Source organism: Gaoshiqia sp. US2, from assembly GCF_059705485.1.
Genome location: NZ_AP048550.1, coordinates 2,165,702 through 2,183,786 on the forward strand (window position 1 = coordinate 2,165,702; position 18,085 = coordinate 2,183,786).

An 18,085-nucleotide genomic window follows, 5' to 3' on the forward strand; every position below is an offset into this window, starting at 1 on the left:
ACTGTATTTCTAAGTTTTAGTAAACTGGTTGTGCAATGGCCTGTTTGTAATACACCTGCCTGATTTGGTAGACGCTTTTGGCATTAATCAGTCCATCCTGCGATTCCTGAAAGATGGCTTGCGCTTCCAGTAAGTCGGACGTTGAGAGGATGCCGGCCTCGTAATTGTCGGTGATTACCTGGAGGTGTTCGCGGGATTGTGCGACCAGTGATTGGGCCACGCTGATCTGCTTATAACTCTCGGTCAGTTCTTTGTAGGCCTTCTCCATTTGCAGTTCCATTAATTCCGATTTCTCGTTCAGGTTATTCCTGGCCACATCAATTTTAATTTCGTGTTCCTTTAACTTGTGCGAACCTCCCCACCAGTCGGAGATCGGGATAGACAAGCTTGCAAAGGCAATATCCTTAAAAACTGTATTTCAATTTAAACATGAACATGTTGTAGTCTTTCAGAATAGCAAACAGATTGTCGCCTTTACCGTCAAAAAATACTGTTGATAGGGTTATTTCGGCATTATCCGTAGCCTTGTATGCAACCTCCGGCATGTAAACAAGGGCGTAGTTATTTTTAACATCATCCCAATTGGTTACAATAAAACCGCCCCCAATAGGCAAAACTTTAAGTTTTTCGTTTAAAATTTTTTTCTCATATCTCATAAAGAAGTAATTATTCAGGTTTTCAGCCCCTCGTTCGTGAACAAATCCGCGCATATACTGTACATTAAGATATGAACCATCGGAAAAATTGTAATCGCCACCAACAACAAATTTCAGGTATGGTTTTGATTTGTCCAGGATTACGGAATCTTGTGTAACAGGCACAGGTGATTCCGGGTAAAAGGCAGATAAATCATTGGTCATTACGACATCTTTATCGGGTACAAATGTTGCGGCCTCAGCCCAAAATCCAATTCCGGCAATACTTGTTGCCCAATCGGCTCCAATGATATGGGTCCGGGCAAACGAAAGTTCTGACGCAATGCTTATACCGCCCGACAAATCAACAGGAATGAATGTGTTTTTTGTAGCAAAAGGTAAGCCATCGTACCCCCAAACATAACTAACGGAAAAATTAACTCCTTTTGCAAAGCCCTTAAATTTAAAACCTGCCGTAGAGCCTTCGCCCAAATTATAGCGTGGCATCAGGATAGTGTCTGACAAAGTTTGTAACACCATACCTTGCGGTAATTCCATTTTGGGGTTGAGCGCATTGGCAAAAATCCCGACAGGCATATTTGCCGGCTGGAAAAACGGGACAAAAACGCCCTGCAACGAGAAGTCGCTGTTTAAATAGTAATTAAGGTTAATGGCATCTGAGCCCCGGTGGCGGCCAAAGTCGAGAATATCCTCCAGATCGTAAGGGTTGAGATTGTCGGTGGGGTTCAGTTTATCGGCAGTTCCCCAGACAATACGTTGACGGCCAATGCTTACATCTAAATTTTTGGTGAGGAAATCATTTAGCTGGACATACGCCTCCCTGATCTCGAGGTTGTAAGGGTCAACAATTCCCTTGTTGTATAAATCGGCCGATTGAGAAGCATTGGGTAACCCAATATTACGCAGCCAAACTTCGCTGTAGAATTTAGAATTGCCAGCTATTCGTTTGTCCAATTTTAAGGTCAGGCGGTTCTCGTTCCATGCCCAGTCATTCTTTTCATTAAGCAGGATACGCTGGTCGGTTAGCAGCTCCCCGCTTATCTTCAACTGATTCTCTTCCTGGGCATTTGTTGTACCTGAAACCCCGATAATTAAAACAATTGAAAAGATGAAATATTTTATTCTCATAATGCTAAAATTTTATGTTTCTGATTTGATTTTTAACAATTTTTCTCACCATGCTAAAGCTCTTGTAGGCTGTCTGGGCGATTTGATGTCCTTCTTTAATAAACTCCTCAGTGGCTTTTAGCTTAGTTGTTTTCTCGAATTTAGTGGGATGCACAAGACCATTAAGCATGATATATTTCTCATAATTTAACCCCCTTTTTTACTTGCCTTTCAATAGCTTTTAGCAATAAATCATAATTCTTCATAGCTGTATAGGCAATTTCCCAACCCTCGTTGATATAGCTTGTTGTGGCTTTTAATGTAGTCATTTTCTTATATTTATCGTTATGCTTCATTTCAGCCAGCCGAAGGAATTTTAATGTTTTACCCAGAGATATGTAGAAGAAGTAAAGGAGTGTTTCGACACCGAAACGCGATTCCTTCATTTTATCGAGAATTGGGGCTATATCCTCTTTATATAAAGCCCTTTCGCCCGTTAGGATTTTTAATGGATTTACTTCCTGACTTAAAATATTTACGGTAGAATAACCCAAAACCATATCGCACTCATTGTTTAATAAAGGTGATACCAATTGGGTAATGTAGCCGGAGGGTATAGTTCTTTGGTCGGCATCAACAAATACCATAATGTCAAAAATAGCATTCTCAACACCGACAGCCATTGCATGACCCTTACCCATATTTTTATCAAGATGAATTGCTGTAATCTCAAGCTCCCTTTTTATTGCTTCAATTATTTCCTTTGTTTTATCCGTTGAACCGTCATTTACAACAACTATTTCGCTGGTTATTAGTGCTTCTGAAACAGACTTGATCACATCTTCAATGGTCTTCTCCTCATTGTATGCACAAATAATTACCGATACCTTTTTCATTTCGTTGATTTTAAATTGTAAACCTGCTCTTTCACAAATTGTGCCCAGTCAGAATGCGATTTCGCTTTATCAAAAGTCTGGAAAGGAATAGGTTTTCCTATTCTCACCTTAATTGTTTTATTCTTCTTATTGAAAATTTCATACGGCAAAAGCGCCAATTCCAGTGTTATTTTTATTCCCATTCGTTTTCTTCCAACATCGATAAAATAGAATAAACGGGAATTACGACCATAAAAAAAGATTGGAACTACATCGCGGTGATGTTCAATTGCCTTAGTGACAAATGCTTTCTGCCAATCCCGGTCTACAATTTTCCTTTTATTTATTCGCGAAACTAAACCGGCAGGGAAGTGAGTGATTGGCAATTCAGATGCGAACACCTTTTCCAGTTCCAATAGGTAATGCCTTGGATTGGTACCAAAAACATTAACAGCAGCAACAATTGGTTTAACATGTGGAATAAGGGTAAATACCTCGTTGCCAATAGCCCTAAAATCTCCATACTTTTCGGCAATCGTGTTTGTAAGGATTAGGCCATCGATGAAACCATAAGGATGGTTTGCAACAAAAAAGCAATTTCTGTTTTCCGGTAAATTTTCTTTACCTTCAATATCTACCTTGATATTTAGCTCTGAAATTATTTTTGGCAAAAAATCAACCCCTTTATAATCAGCATAAACATTTAGAATGCGGTTTATCTCATTTTCCTTTATGATTATTTTAATTATGCTGACCATAAAGGAAGGCAACCGTTTTAAAAACTTTGAGTGGCTTTCTTTTACTAATTTGTGAATATTTATGTATTCTTCCATGGTGTTAAATAAAAATCAGATTCATTTTATTTTCATTAATGCCTTCTTCGTCTCATTTTCACCCAGCTCCATTAATTCCTTTGCCATGTAAAAATCAAAGGTATTCGCCGAATCGTGAGGTATGTTTATTACCAAATCGGGTTTGTGCTGTTCAATGCTCATTTCTGCAATCCGGCGTATCATCGATGATGATGTCCTGCTTAAAAGGGAGTAGTACCCCAAACTATGCTTGTCGCCCGTTGAGATGAGGGTTGTCATTGTTTTCATCAACCCGTTTAAGTAGCCTTTCTCCTCATTTTTTTCTTTGGGTTCACCGGCTGTCTTTTTACCGTACAGGTTCACCACAACGAGTAGATCTCCGCTTTTTCTCGCTACATGTTCAATAGGTACAGGGTTAAGTATTCCCCCATCCACAAGTATGGTATCTTCATATTCTACAGGCGTAAAAACTGCCGGAATGGCAATGGAAGCCCGGACTGCTTCATAAAAACTTCCCCTGTTAAAAACAACCTCTTTCTCGCCGATTATATCCGTGGCAACAGCGGTAAAGGGGATGGGCATGTCTTCGATGTTCATATCAGGGATAAACGATTTCATCTTGTCGAAAACACGTTCCCCCTTCAGTAGCCCGTGAGTTGTAAGGGTAAAATCCATAAACCCCCAAACATCCCTCTTGTTAAAGGCGCTTACCCATTTGGCGTATTCGTCTAATTTCCCCATGGCATAAAGCCCTCCGATAACCGACCCAATAGAAGAGCCAGAAGCAGAAGTTATTTGAAAGCCTTGTTTCACCAATTCGTTGATAACGCCGATATGCGCAAGCCCCCTGGAGCCCCCGCTTGATAGTACCAATGCCACATTCTGTTTCATAGTTTATCTATTTATTTCAAGTGAAAACTTTTCAGGATATTTTGCTGTAACATCAGAATATAGTTCAGCAATCTCATTGCTAACTATACCAATATTTGTTGGGTTGTAAATCACTTTTTTAATCCCGATTTCTTTCTTCTTATAATCAATAAAACTGACGACTATCGGAATATTTGCTTTTTCTGCCATATAGTAATATCCTTTTTTCCAACGTGTGACTTTCGCCAAATGTCCTTCCGGCGATAACACGATATGCAGCTCTTTGCTATTGTTAACTAATCCGGCAACATAATCAATAAATTCTTTTGTATTATCCACTGGAATTGAACCAAAAATCAGGAAGAAGTATTTCAATGGAAATTTGAAAAATTCTTTTTTTGAAAGAAATTTATATTTTATACCTAACTGCATCAAATAAAGCTTTCCATAGAAACCATCCCAGTAACTTGTGTGTGGTGCAAATATTATAACAGACTTTTTAATTTCAGGAAATTCACCAATTATTTTCCAACCTAAGATATTTGAAAGAATATATTTGGGACCACCCAAAGTTTTCACGAGTATAACCAAGCACCCAAAGAATAAACATAATATAGTTATCATTATCATGGCTGATGTTTATAATTTTTTTAAAATATAAAAAACATACTTATATTGTGCAGTTAAAAAGGAGTTATATGTTGAAGACCCTTCCATAGCAGCAAAATTCCGACCCAAATTTTGAAAGAACTTAGGCAATATCTCTCTTATTAATTCTTCTCTATCTGGTGTAACTAATTTCAATGCTTCAATAACACTATCGGTAATATTTTCAAATTTGATTAATTGAAAATTTGACTTCACAAATTGAGTGTGGAGTTTATGAATCTCCTTATTATCCCCAAAATCTGCAAAGAGGAAAAAACCTCCCGGTTTCAAAACACGATAGACTTCATCGACGAACAACCCGATTTGAGCATATCGATGCGCTGACTCAATATTAATTATTACATCAAAAGTGTTATCCTGAAAGCAAAGTTTTTGTGCATTTGCCTGTAAAAATTTAACTCGTTCATCTGAGTATTTTTTATTACAAAACTTAATTGCTTTCTTATTCAAATCAATACCGATTGCTGAATTGGGTGCGAATGTTCTGTTTATGTACGATAAGCCTCCACCACGGCCACAACCAACCTCCAAAATATCTTTCCTTTTAATTTCTGTACCTGTTGCAACCAAATGATACAGTTGTATTGAATACCTATTCTTTTCATCAGTTTCGTCAAGTTCAATCTTCTGGTTATCTTTTGAGTAACCATAATTCATGAAAATAATTTCTGCATTTTTATCAATCGCACTTACATACCAGTACCAGAATTTGAAAAAGATATTTTTTAGTTTTTCTTTCATAGGATTATCATAATTTTTTAAGTAAAACGGCCCCACTTGAATACCCACCTCCAAAAACAGAAATTACAATCAAATCGTTTGTTTTAAAATTTCTCATATTTTGGGATAGCACGATTGCCGTACTTGCCGAACCTGTATTGCCAAATTGTTCAATATTTGTAAGAATTTGTGCGGTGTCTAATTTTAATTTTTTTGCAACAAAATCTGTAATTCTGGCGTTTGCCTGATGAGGGATGAAATAATTCAACTGATTGACAGAAATATTGTTTTTGCATAATATTTGCTCTGTTTCCTGTACCATGTAAGTACAGGCAAATTGAAAAACATCTTTTCCAAAAGGCATTTTTATACCTCCATTACCGGGTCTTAGATAAACGCCTTCTATACTTTTGCCAATGTTGCCTAAGCCGGTGGTATTTATATCAATCACTTCAATGTCTTCATCAGAGTATCTTTCGTTGGATAAAACCACTGCTGCTGCACCATCGCCCCAAAGAAAGCCCGATTTGGGGTCGGACGGGTTGCTGTAGAGGCTGTTGTTTTCAGATATCACCAGCAAAGCCTTATGCGCTTTGCCGGTGGTAAAATAGGCTTCAACTACTTCCAATGCATTAATGAAGGACGAACATGCAGAGTCTATGTTGAAGCACCTGGTTTTATCAATCTTAAAATATGCCTGGACAGCATGGGCAATTGTGCCAACCGTGTCAAAAGGCGTATAGGTTGCACCAATAATCAGGTCAACTTCGCCAATACGGTACGGCAACCTGCCCTCTGCATTCTTTACCGCCTCAATTGCCATCGTGTTCGTGTTTTCATCGGACCGTGTGTGCCTTCGGTACCTGATTCCACTTTTTGCAATTATTTCAGCGTCGGTAATCCCACAATTATCAAAAAAGTAATCGTTCGGAATTATGGTGTCGGGCAAATATTCAGATATAAGGTTTATGAACATGGAATTAGCTTACTGTAGTAATTTTCGCACTGTAAATTCATCATCCGAAAGGCCGGTGTCGTACTTCACGTCCGACATTTGCATTTTGGTTTTGTGGCTTTTCTTTAAGTCGGTCATTTCAATTTCCGCGGCATTCCAGTAATTCCCAATCTTTTTGAAGGTATATTTTGCCTCTTTTGCCTTATTCCCTGCTTTGTCGTAATACTCCATCAGCTCGGGGTAATAGTTTGCCTTGTTGATGTGTGCAATAACTTTTGAGTAATCCGATTTCCCTTTGGGAGTGAGTTCAAGAACGAAAATAGAGGCATCGGTCCTTGCCAATACAGGGGTGTACTTTACCGAAAACAGAACAGACTCCATATCATCATAAGAGAAATCTGTACCTGCAAAGTTTTGGTTTTTAGCGCTTGTCGCAATTCTTCTTTCTTTGCCAAAAGCGGGCAAATACAAATACATCACATCGTTGGGAAGCGACAATACGGCAATGCCGGCCTGTGATGCAGGTGATGTAAACCGGAACATCCGCTTGTCGGTCCCTTTTTGCTGAATGGTTGCTTCCCGGGTTTCTTCTTTCCCGTTTTTGTCAATCAGGACAATTTTATTTTTCCCAGTCATGTCTTTGGGTGAGTACATCACATCGTCCATTTTTTTAAGAATGGATGTGGCATCTTGTGCATTGGCAGAAAAAATACCTCCTGCTACGATAATGGCGGTTATTACCGCTGTTTGAATTCTTGATTTCATACTTTTTATTTTTAATTGTGAATGATTATCTGCTATTATTTTACGTTTTCGGTTCACAAGGATTAAAATAACCGGTAATAGCGTTAATGCCCCAAACCCGGAACCAAACATGCTTATGGCAACCAGTAAGCCGAAGTTTTGCAAGGGCACGATTTGCGAAAACAGAAGGACCAAAAATCCGGCTGATACCGATATGACATTGATAATTACAGCCTTGCCACTATGCAACATAGTTTCTTCTATGGCTTTTTCAGTATCCCCGTTGCTTATCAAATGCTTATTGAAACCGATAATTACATGGATGGAATAATCGATGCCGATACCCAAGGCAATGCTGGCCACAAGTACGGTAGCAATATCGAGGGGGATACCGGTTATGCCCATGAACCCGAATAACACGATGATTGTTGCAACAACGGGTATGGTGGCAAAAATCCCTTTTGTAGCGGAGCGTAAAATCAAGCCTACAATTAATGCAACCATAACAATGGCTATTAACAAGCTGTTATACTGGCTATTTATCAAGCTGCTGTTGAGCTTAACGTACACAGACGGCATCCCGGTCAATTCAATTTTACAATGTTCGTTCGGGTTTTCCTCGATGAACCGGTTCATTTTTGCAGTGAACACCTCCAGTTCTTTACTGTCAACCGATGCAAATCTCGATTGGATAATTCCTTTGGAAAGGTCATCATTCACGAGTTGGGGCATAACTTCCTGCCCATCGAGCAGAAACCATAATTGTTCAATTTTTGCCTTGTCGTCAGGTATTTTTTCACCCTCGCCCATGGCATCGTTCATTTGTTCAATCAGGTCTGCTACCGACTGTGTTATTTCAATATTCGCGTCTTCCTTCATGAAATGTTCGGTACCAATCATCATCTTCAGCACCTCGGGGCTTTGCATATCACCTTCAAAAACAACAAATACCGGTAATGAGCCGCCAAATTTTTTCTGCATAACATCCTCTGCAACCCTTGTTGGATTATCTTTCTTAAAATAGTCGGCCATGTTTACACTGGTTTTTATCAACGATATGCCACCAATACATAGCATTAGCAGAACTCCCCAACCTGTTAGTGTATATTTGGGATGTTTAAACAGAAATTTCACTAAGGGCAGCAGAATTTTGTGGGTTAATATGGTTTGCTTTTCTTCGTTTTCGATAACGGTTTTTTTGCTGTACATTGCCAAACCCGAAATAAGTGCGGGAACAAAAAACAGGGATAGTATTAAAGCGATTAGTGTACCGACCGCAGTAAATATCCCGAAGTCTTTTATCATGGTGAGGTATGCCCCAAAAACAAATGATACAAACCCGATGGCCGTGGTTACTGCTGCCAGTATTACAGGAACCAGAATGTATCTAAGCGCTTGAAGTAATGCTTGTTTTCTGTCTGCAAGTTTATTGTGGTTTATACTATTGAGCACATGAATTGTATAAGCACTTCCTACAGCAAGCAGCACAACCGGAATTATATTTGAAATAATGGTCAGCTCATACCCGGTTACTGCCATTAAGCCTATTGTCCAAATAACGGCCAAACCTGCTGTGAGCAACGGCAACAATACCCCTCTAAAAGATTTGAAACTCAACAATAAAATAATGGCTATTACAAGGAAAACGATGGGAACAAGCCAAACAATATCCGAAACAATCAAATCGTTAATGTCGTTCATCATCATGGGCAGACCGCCAAAGTAAATTGTTTCGGGCAAATCCAATGCTTCAATTTTATCCTTAATTTCTTTCGCAACAGCCTGTTTATCTTCGTCAGGGAGAAGTGTAACCATAATTGCGGTTGCCGTTCCGTCCTCTGAAACAACAACTCCCCTGTACATCTCTTTAGAGAAAACATAGTTTTTTAGGCTGTCTAACTGCAATTGCTCAACGGGCAAATCATACTCATCAACCAGCTTGCCGATTTCAATACCCCATTCAGAGCTTTTAATATCGAGAATATTGGTTAAGCTTGTAACGGTTGAAACACCATTGGTATATTTAAGGCTGTCAGTAATTTGCTTTATATGCTGAATGACTTCCACGTTAAAAACATCATCGGTTTCAAGAACAATCATTCCCATATCGTTTCCGCCAAACTGTGTGCCTATCTCCTTGTACAACCGGGCAGCAGGGTCATCATCGGGCAAAGAGCTTATTATATCAGCGTTTATATGCAGGTCTTTTGCCTGGTAACTAAAGAATACAGTTAATCCTGCAACGGCTATAATTATAAGCCATTTAAATTTCACTATGCCTTCTGCGAATCTGTTCATCTTTTGTTGTTTTGAAAAATATTTATACTTTAAATGTTTTTTAGTCAGTTTTGGTGCAAAAAAATTTATGTAGACAAACCTTTTGTGAGTATTCCAATTAAACCTTCAAAATGAGGAGCGTATTTCACATATTTGTTTTGTAGAAAGAAAGGTATCTCAAGCCCTTTTATAACCATAATGAATACGTCTAACAAAACATCAATATCTCCAATTATTGCAAATTCACCCTTTTCAGCGCCTTGTAGGATTATCTTTTTCAGGTTTTCTTTTTCCCATGCATCTAATTCGGATCGCAAATCATCAATGAAATGAAAATGCTCAAAAAAATCAGCTTTTAGCGTTTCATGATAATTTGCAGCAGAATTGAGAATCTCCATTCTTTTAACGAGATATTTTTTTACCTTTTCAGAAGAAGTCAAATCAGGATTATTAACAATAAAAGACAGCTGATTTTTCAGGTTTATCATTTCTATTGATACTACCTCCTTAAATAGCTCCTCCTTGCTTGCAAAATGATAGTATAAGGAACCTTTGGCTTTCCTCGCGATTTTTGCTATTTCGTCCATTGAGGTTTTATGGAATCCAAAGCGACTGAATAGCCTATTCGCAACGCTTAAAATTGATTCTTTGGTATCGTCAATACTCATGTTCTTTTTGTACTAAAATTGTTTTACGGTACAAATATGCGTTTGATTTTTTGATTTTCCAAATTTTTCAGTGTAATTTTAACGGTTTGTCATCGGTCAAATCGACTGATTTTATTATTTTCGGAGCCGCGATGTAAATGCTGCCGCATTCACAAACATCATCAAAAAAACTTTTTTAATGTCTTTTTTTAGATCAAGAATGATGAAAACAAAACAACTGAAATTCAAAATGCTTTTGGTAAAAACTTACCTGCCTTTTGCGTTATTCTTATTGGGTTTTTCTTCGTGCTCAAAAAAAAGAACCAATAGCCGGATTGTTTTAAATGTTCAATACAAAGACGAAATCCTGGCGGGACGCGAAGATTTGAAAGTCCATCTGATCACCTCTTCTCTGCCCGGCTTGTCGGTTTCGGTGTCGGTTGACGGCGAAACAGTCTGGTCGGAAGGTATGGGGCTTGCCAATAAAGAGTTACGTGTGCCAGCAGGCCCCGAAACCAAGTACCGTATCGGGAGAACGACGCATATGTTTACCGCCTTTCTGATGGCCAAATTGCAGGAAGAAGGCAAGCTGAAGATGACGGATTCTTTTTCCGCGTATATCCCGGAATACCCGAAAAAACAGTGGGACTTTACCTTGTCGCAGCTGGGTACCTATTCGGCCGGGTTTCCGGAAGATGCGCCGGCCAACCTGCTCAAAATTAAGGACACCGGCAGCCTGAAAGAATACATCAAATTGTATAGTACCGACAGCCTGGCTTATCCGCCCGACGAGTATTACGCCGTATCCGATTACGGGATTTCGATGCTTGGTATTCTGGCCGAAGATGTAACGGAAACCCGTTTCTCGAAATTGATGAAAGATCTGGTATTGGATACGCTCGGCTTAACGGAAACGGTTTTTGACAATACTTCGATGATTATTGAAAACCGCGCGGCGCCTTATTATCAGAATTATATCGCCCAACTGATCAATGCCCCCTGTATCGATTTTCAGTTTTGCGCTCCTTCACTCGGGCTTTTATCCACGGCCGATGATCTGAATAAGGCCGGGCAGGCCATATTGAAAGAAGGATTTTTCAAACAGGAATCGCTCGACCTGTTTTTTACCAGGCTGGTGTTGAAAAACGGGTACGAAACCAACCGGGGATTTGGCTGGTGGATGACTACCGACCGGGAAAACCGGACGATTTATATGCAGATGGGGTCGACCATTGGCGGAAGCTCCATGTTAATGGTTTATCCCGAACAAAAACTGGTGGTGAGCGTTTGCAGCAACACCGCCGATGAAACAGGAAGTTTACCGGCTCCGCAAATTGCCGATAAATTTTTGGCCAGGATTGATCCCCGGGAAAAACCGGAGAACAGTCCACCGGCAACCGGCGAAAAGAATGAAGAATAACCTTCAAAATATTTCAGGGCCTGGCTTTTTTGCCGGGCCTTTTTCTGATCGATCAGGAAAAATGGGGGAGACGACTCTGTTTTCGAAATTCTGCCGCAACAAATTCAATTGATCCTTGAATAATGGCAGCGGTGTCAGGAAGAAAAAAGGCTGTCCTGGAAATTTTGAACTTTCCGGGACAACCTCTGTTGTGTAATTTTGTCAGAATGAAATTTACCAGGCAAACAAGGGCAAATCCTTCATCAGTATATTCACTTTTGTTTTAACCGCTTTGATCAGCTCTTCGTTTTCGAAATCGCTCAATACTTCGTCGATTAAATCGACAATAACCGGCATTTTGTCTTCTTTTAAACCACGGGTGGTGATGGCCGGAGTGCCTACGCGCAGACCGGAAGTGGTAAACGGCGAGCGGCTGTCAAACGGGACCATGTTTTTGTTGATGGTAATATCGGCTTTTACCAGCGCATTTTCGGCAGATTTACCGGTTAATTCAGGGAATTTGGTGCGCAAATCAATCAACATACTGTGATTATCGGTGCCGCCGGAGATCACTTTGTATCCTTTATCAACAAAGGCCTGTGCCATGACAGCCGCGTTCTTTTTCACCTGGGCCTGGTAAACTTTATACGAAGGGTCGAGCGCTTCGCCAAAAGCAATGGCTTTCGACGCGATGACATGTTCCAGCGGTCCGCCTTGCTGACCGGGGAATACGGCAAAATCGATTACGGCCGACATCATTTTGGTTTCACCTTTGGGGGTCTTATAACCAAACGGATTTTCAAAGTCTTTCCCCATCAGGATGATGCCTCCGCGCGGGCCGCGTAATGTTTTATGTGTTGTTGAGGTGACAATGTGGGCATGTTTTACCGGGTTTTCGAGCAGTCCGGCAGCAATTAAACCGGCCGGGTGAGCCATGTCGATCATCAGCATTGCTCCTACCTCGTCGGCAATTTTACGCATACGAGCATAGTCCCATTCGCGCGAATAGGCCGAAGCGCCGCCGATAATCAGTTTGGGCTTATGTTCTTTGGCCAAAGCTTCCATCTCGTCGTAATCTACCAGACCGGTATCTTCTTTTACATGGTAGGCAACAGGTTGGTACAAAATGCCCGATGAATTTACCGGTGAACCGTGAGACAAGTGGCCGCCGTGCGAAAGATCAAGTCCGAGGAATTTGTCTCCGGGATTCAGGATAACGCTTAATACCGCGGCGTTGGCCTGTGCTCCCGAGTGTGGTTGAACATTGGCATATTCAGCGTCAAAAAGTTCCTTCAACCGGTCGATGGCCATTTGTTCTGTCATGTCGACGTACTGACAGCCTCCGTAGTAGCGTTTTCCGGGATAACCTTCGGCATATTTGTTGGTCATCACTGAACCCATCGCTTCCATAACCTGTTCGCTGACAAAGTTTTCCGAAGCGATCAATTCAATTCCGCTTAGTTGGCGCTGGCGTTCTTTTTCAATAATGTCGAATACAAGTTGATCTCTTTTCATTTTGTATATTCAGATTAAAGCGCAAAGGTAAAATTTTTTGCCACTGATCGGAAGGAATAGAAATCAACAAAATGTGAATTTTTTAAACCGAAAAGAGAATAGCTGATGAATATGTGCCTGTGAAATTTATTGCTTTCCATCGTCAATTTTTGTAAATTAGATCATCCTCTTCCATACCAGTTAACCAGTGTGCCGGAACCAGGGCCCGTTACGGGCAGGCAGCGGTTAATTGAAATACGCGATGTCTGAAACATCTGATGTTGGATAAAGAAAAATAACCTGTCATGCCAATTAAAACACTGAAAGAATTTCTGGACAAAAACAACATTGAGTATATTACCATCCGCCACTCACTGGCTTACAATGCCCAACGGATTGCTGCAACAACCCATATTCCGGGCAAAGAACTGGCAAAAACGGTCATGGTAAAGCTCGATGGCCGAATGGCGATGGCTGTATTGCCGGCCTCGTACCTCATTAATCTCCGGCTGCTCAAAGAAACTACCGGCGCAAAAAAAGTTGAAATTGCCAATGAGATGGAGTTTAAACACCTGTTCCCGGAGTGCGAGGTAGGGGCCATGCCTCCGTTTGGAAATCTTTACGACATGGAGGTTTATGTGGCCGAAAGCCTGGCCGAAGATGAAGAAATAGCCTTCAATGCCGGAACGCATGTTGAACTGATCCGGATGGCCTATGCAGACTTTGAACGATTGGTAAAACCGGTTGTTCTGCGTTTTTCAACGGCCCGGACAGCATGAAGAACGATGCTTTTTTTGCCCGACAATTTTTTTCGAAAGAAACCTCCGATATGTTGGAGGTTTCTTTTATTTAGTTGAAATTTGGAAGCTGTTACCATCCGTAAAATAAAAAGAAATGAAACAGCAGGACCGTCCGTTGTTGCTTGTGGCAGCATTGACCCTTAGCGCCGTCGGAAACAGCATCGCCATTTTAACCTTTTGGGGTATTTCGCTTTTTTACAGCCGGGCCATAACGCTTATTGAACAGTTAACCAATGTGCAAAATGCACAGCAACTGAGCCCCTTGTATTTCGCTGTTTTTGGCGCACTGTACCTGGGTTCGCTTACCGGAATTATATACATGTGGAAATGGAAAAGGACCGGTTTTTATGTATACCTTACAGCGCAGATTGTCATCATGCTGATGCCGATGTTCTGGTTGTCTGCCAATGCATTCTCATCAATCAATTTGATTTTTACCCTGCTGTTTGTCGCTATTTATGCACTTTACCTGAAGAGCTTCCGCTGAAACCGGCCCGGCTTAATCGTGCGATAACGAACGCATGGTATACCGGTAACTGGAGAAAACTCGCGCCCTCGATATAAAACCGATGTATTTGCCATCGTCGATCACCGCTAAATTGAACCGGCCGCTGCGTTCGAATTTTTCGGCCACTTTGTGCATGGTATCTTTGGGCGAGATATAGTGTTCGGGCATATACATCAAATCCTTTACGAATACCTTGTCGTACAACTCATGCTTAAAAATAATCTCGCGGATGTCATCCATTTTCACCATGCCATGTAAGGTTCCGTCGGGCCCGACAACGGGAAACAAATTTCGCTTTGAGCGGGCGATGACCCGGGTCAGGTCGCCCAGGGTCGCGTTGGGAGGCAGGGTTTCAAAGTCGGTTTCAATGAGTTTTGCCACTTCCATGAAATGCAGGGCCGCTTTATCTTTGTGGTGTGTAACCAGCTCCCCTTTTTGGGCCAGCCGTTTGGTATAGATCGAATATGGTTCAAAGCGCATAATGGTCAGGTACGATGTGGTGGCCGAAATGATCAGCGGGAAAAATAACTGGTACCCTCCGGTAATTTCGGCGGTGAGGAAAATGCCGAGTAAAGGCGCGTGCATGATGCCGGCCATCATGGCTCCCATACCGGCCAGGGCGAAATTATCGGTCGGAAGGTTTGTTCCCAGGGTCAGGTTCGCGAAGCTGGCCACAAAATAACCGCCAATGGCCCCTACAAACAAGGTGGGGGCAAAAATGCCGCCAACTCCGCCACCCGCGGTGGTTGCCGTCATGGCCAATACTTTAAAGAATATCAACATGAACAGGAAGGTAATGATAAACCAGGGATCATCTTTCAGATTGAAAAAGAGCGAATTATCCAGCAAATCGGGGCCCAGCCCGTTAAATATTTTATTGACAGAGCTGTATCCTTCACCCCAAAGCGGAGGGAAAATAAAAATTAAAAGCCCCAGGATCAGTCCGCAAAGGGCAATTCGAAAAAATTGGTTTTTAATTTTTTTGTACTTGGCCTCCAGGTACATGGTCATCCGGGTAAAATAAAGCGAAACGAAACCGGCAAAAATACCCAGTAACAGATAAAACGGGATATTGGAGGCATCGAAGGTATTGACCAGGTGAAATTTAAACAAAAGGGCGTCGCCCATAAAATAATAGGCCAGTACGGCGGCTGTAATACCCGAAATCAGCAGCGGAATCAGGGAAGCCATTGTCAAATCGAGCATTAACACTTCGAGTGTGAAAATAATTCCGGCCAAAGGCGCTTTAAAAATACCCGCGATGGCCCCGGTAGCCCCGCAGCCCAGCAACAACATGGTTTCGGGGTAGCTCAATTTAAAGAAGCGTCCGATGTAGGAACCAATTCCTGCACCGGTCAGCACCACAGGCGCTTCAGCGCCGACCGATCCGCCAAAGCCGATTGTAAAGCTACTGGTGATGATGCTTGAAAAGGTATGATGACCTTTCAGCTTTCCTTTGTTTAAACTGATAGCCGCCAATACTTTTGTGACGCCATGCCCTAAGTCGTCTTTAATAAAATACCTGATGATCAGGACGGTAATTAAGATCCCCGTTACGGGAAAAGCGAAGAACAAAATACTTTCGGCGGTTATATTCAGGTTGCCAACCAGGCTTTCGCTGACAAAATGGATCAGATTTTTCAGGATTAAAGCGGCTGTTCCGCTAATCAACCCAATAACCAGGCTCAACCAGTAAATTTTATGGTCGCCGGCTGTTTTCTTCAAAAATACTCTCAATTTTTTTTTAAATTTTGCCATTTCAAATTATATTATTCATGCGAGAAGTAACTCATGGTTTTCCGGTAGGATGAAAACACGCGGGCCCTGGATATAAACCCGACATACTTTCCATGATCGATGACCGCCAGATTATACCTTCCTGTACTTTCAAATTTTTCCACCACCTGTTCCATCGAATCTTCGGTCGAAATAAAATGCTCCGGCGGATACATCAAGTCACGAACCAGGACCTGGTCGTACAACTCACTTTTAAAGATGAGGTGACGGATATCATCCATTTTCACCATGCCTTTCAGATAACCATCCTGGTCAACAATCGGGAACAGGTTGCGGTGTGCCTTCGCGATGGCTTCGGTTAAATCGCGCAAAGTCGCCTCCGGCGATAAACTGACGAAATCTGTTTCGATCAGTTTTCTGACTTCCATCAGCTGAAGTACATTTTTGTCTTTGTCGTGCGTCATCAGTTCTTTTCGGTTCGCAAGCTGAAAATGATAAACCGACCTGGGAGCAAAGGCTTTAGCCGTCACATACGAAAAGGTAGCCGTAATCATCAGCGGAACAAAGAGCTGGTATCCGCCTGATATGTCGGCAATCAGGAAAATGCCGGTCAGAGGGGCCTGCAGTACGCCGGCAATCAGCCCCGACATGCCGATGAGTGCAAAATTATTCTTATCAATATGCTGAATGCCAAATGTATCCACAATCAGGGCAAATAACATCCCGGTGTTCACCCCGATAAACAAGGTTGGGGCAAAAATTCCCCCGACACCCCCGGCGCCGAATGTAATGGCCGAAGCAACTACCTTCAGCAGAATGATCGCGATCATGATGGCAAACACCCACCAAAGGTTTTCCTGCATATGAAAGAAGACCGAATTGTTAAACAGGTAACCCACATCGCCTGCCAGACACGAATTGATGGATTCGTAGCCTTCGCCGTAAAGCGACGGAAAGACGAAGATGATGATGCCAAGCAGAAGTCCGCCGGAGATCCACCGGCTCCAAATATTCCCGGTTTGTTCAAATTTGGCGGAAATGTAGATGTAAATGCGGGTAAAGTAGGCTGATACCAATCCGGCAACAATCCCGAGCAGGATGTAATAGGGCAGGTCGGCAATGACAAAGGTATTTTCAACTTTAAACGGGTAAAGAACATCGTGTCCCATGAAAAAGTAAGATGTAACCACCGCCGAAGATGAGGCCAGCAACAAGGGTACCAGCGAAAATGTGGTCAGTTCGATCATGATCACTTCCACGGCAAACACAATCGCGGCAATAGGCGCCTTAAAAATAGCGGCCATGGCTGCCGCCGAGGCACAGGCCAGCAGCAGAATGGTATGTTTGTAGTTCAGCCGGAAAAAACGCGACAACCAGGAGCCATAAGCAGCCCCGGTAGCTACCGTTGGGCCTTCCAGTCCAACAGAACCGCCAAAACCAACCGTGATCGCACTGGTAACAACCGACGAAAAAAGGTTGTGCCTGCTTAGTTCCCCGCGCCGGCGCGAGATGCTGTGCAATACATTCGGAATTCCCGGCCTTACCGGATTCCGGATGATAAAACGGACAATAAACACAGTGATAAAAATACCGATCGAAGGAAGTATCACGTAAATGTAGTTGTGTACTTCCTGATCGATTATTTTATAAATAACCGATTGGGTAAGCCAAACCGAGTTTTTAATGATGGTTGCCAAAATGCCGACAACGACGCCGATCACAATACTGAGCAAAACAATGAGCTTACGCTCACTGAGATGTCGTAAACGCCAACGGTGAAAACGGACAATAAATGGTAAATTTCGTTTCATTTAC

General features: G+C 41.9%; 16 protein-coding genes. 3 read left to right on the forward strand and 13 right to left on the reverse strand.

Annotated elements, in window-relative coordinates; genetic code table 11:
* Nucleotides 1-16 precede the first annotated feature (16 nt).
* The 10 genes from AC6H3C_RS08520 to AC6H3C_RS08565 all read right to left on the reverse strand — a co-directional run bounded on the left by AC6H3C_RS08520 (nucleotide 17) and on the right by AC6H3C_RS08565 (nucleotide 10,353).
* The gene (locus AC6H3C_RS08520; protein ID WP_497520320.1) at nucleotides 17-385 is read right to left on the reverse strand and encodes a TolC family protein; all 369 of its coding nucleotides are present in this window, start codon (nucleotides 383-385) and stop codon (nucleotides 17-19) included.
* A gap of 19 nt (nucleotides 386-404) precedes the next feature.
* Nucleotides 405-1,784 (reverse strand): DUF1302 family protein, encoded by a 1,380-nt coding sequence (locus AC6H3C_RS08525; protein WP_497520321.1) that lies wholly within the window; start codon nucleotides 1,782-1,784, stop codon nucleotides 405-407.
* Nucleotides 1,785-1,963: 179 nt separating this feature from the next.
* The gene (locus AC6H3C_RS08530) at nucleotides 1,964-2,659 is read right to left on the reverse strand and encodes a glycosyltransferase family 2 protein (protein ID WP_497520322.1); all 696 of its coding nucleotides are present in this window, start codon (nucleotides 2,657-2,659) and stop codon (nucleotides 1,964-1,966) included.
* Nucleotides 2,656-3,471: a lyso-glycine lipid O-acyltransferase GlsA gene (gene glsA, locus AC6H3C_RS08535; protein WP_497520323.1), complete on the reverse strand. Its 816-nt coding sequence runs from the start codon at nucleotides 3,469-3,471 to the stop codon at nucleotides 2,656-2,658. The genes AC6H3C_RS08530 and glsA overlap by 4 nt, the downstream gene beginning before the upstream one ends.
* Before the next feature lie 21 nt (nucleotides 3,472-3,492).
* Nucleotides 3,493-4,341 carry a patatin-like phospholipase family protein gene (locus AC6H3C_RS08540; RefSeq protein ID WP_497520324.1) on the reverse strand — a complete coding sequence of 283 codons (849 nt, stop codon included), beginning with the start codon at nucleotides 4,339-4,341 and terminating at the stop codon, nucleotides 3,493-3,495.
* Nucleotides 4,342-4,344: 3 nt separating this feature from the next.
* On the reverse strand, nucleotides 4,345-4,950 hold the full coding sequence (locus tag AC6H3C_RS08545; protein ID WP_497520325.1) for a 1-acyl-sn-glycerol-3-phosphate acyltransferase: 606 nt from the start codon (nucleotides 4,948-4,950) through the stop codon (nucleotides 4,345-4,347).
* 9 nt (nucleotides 4,951-4,959) lie between these two features.
* Complete coding sequence (locus AC6H3C_RS08550) at nucleotides 4,960-5,730, reverse strand: class I SAM-dependent methyltransferase (protein ID WP_497520326.1); 771 nt, start codon at nucleotides 5,728-5,730, stop codon at nucleotides 4,960-4,962.
* 7 nt (nucleotides 5,731-5,737) lie between these two features.
* On the reverse strand, nucleotides 5,738-6,685 hold the full coding sequence (locus tag AC6H3C_RS08555) for a 3-oxoacyl-ACP synthase III family protein (protein ID WP_497520327.1): 948 nt from the start codon (nucleotides 6,683-6,685) through the stop codon (nucleotides 5,738-5,740).
* A gap of 9 nt (nucleotides 6,686-6,694) precedes the next feature.
* Complete coding sequence (locus AC6H3C_RS08560) at nucleotides 6,695-9,706, reverse strand: efflux RND transporter permease subunit (protein ID WP_497520328.1); 3,012 nt, start codon at nucleotides 9,704-9,706, stop codon at nucleotides 6,695-6,697.
* A gap of 65 nt (nucleotides 9,707-9,771) precedes the next feature.
* Nucleotides 9,772-10,353, reverse strand: coding sequence for a TetR/AcrR family transcriptional regulator (locus AC6H3C_RS08565; protein WP_497520329.1), 582 nt, complete (start codon nucleotides 10,351-10,353; stop codon nucleotides 9,772-9,774).
* Between the two features lie 229 nt (nucleotides 10,354-10,582).
* Here AC6H3C_RS08565 and AC6H3C_RS08570 point away from each other — a divergent pair, with 229 nt between their 5' ends.
* The gene (locus AC6H3C_RS08570; RefSeq protein ID WP_497520330.1) at nucleotides 10,583-11,752 is read left to right on the forward strand and encodes a serine hydrolase domain-containing protein; all 1,170 of its coding nucleotides are present in this window, start codon (nucleotides 10,583-10,585) and stop codon (nucleotides 11,750-11,752) included.
* 213 nt (nucleotides 11,753-11,965) lie between these two features.
* Here the strand turns inward: AC6H3C_RS08570 and glyA are convergent, their stop codons facing one another.
* The gene (glyA, locus tag AC6H3C_RS08575) at nucleotides 11,966-13,246 is read right to left on the reverse strand and encodes a serine hydroxymethyltransferase (RefSeq protein ID WP_497520331.1); all 1,281 of its coding nucleotides are present in this window, start codon (nucleotides 13,244-13,246) and stop codon (nucleotides 11,966-11,968) included.
* Nucleotides 13,247-13,530: 284 nt separating this feature from the next.
* Between glyA and AC6H3C_RS08580 the strand changes: the two genes are divergently transcribed.
* Together AC6H3C_RS08580 and AC6H3C_RS08585 are read left to right on the forward strand one after the other, a co-directional pair.
* On the forward strand, nucleotides 13,531-14,004 hold the full coding sequence (locus tag AC6H3C_RS08580) for an aminoacyl-tRNA deacylase (RefSeq protein WP_497520332.1): 474 nt from the start codon (nucleotides 13,531-13,533) through the stop codon (nucleotides 14,002-14,004).
* Nucleotides 14,005-14,119: 115 nt separating this feature from the next.
* On the forward strand, nucleotides 14,120-14,512 hold the full coding sequence (locus tag AC6H3C_RS08585; protein ID WP_497520333.1) for a hypothetical protein: 393 nt from the start codon (nucleotides 14,120-14,122) through the stop codon (nucleotides 14,510-14,512).
* A 12-nt stretch (nucleotides 14,513-14,524) separates the two neighbouring features.
* Here AC6H3C_RS08585 and AC6H3C_RS08590 read toward each other — a convergent pair whose 3' ends face one another.
* A complete protein-coding gene (locus AC6H3C_RS08590) occupies nucleotides 14,525-16,291 on the reverse strand; it encodes a chloride channel protein (RefSeq protein ID WP_497520334.1) in 1,767 nt (588 codons plus the stop codon).
* An 11-nt stretch (nucleotides 16,292-16,302) separates the two neighbouring features.
* Nucleotides 16,303-18,081: a chloride channel protein gene (locus AC6H3C_RS08595; protein ID WP_497520335.1), complete on the reverse strand. Its 1,779-nt coding sequence runs from the start codon at nucleotides 18,079-18,081 to the stop codon at nucleotides 16,303-16,305.
* Between the last annotated feature and the right edge of the window lie 4 nt (nucleotides 18,082-18,085).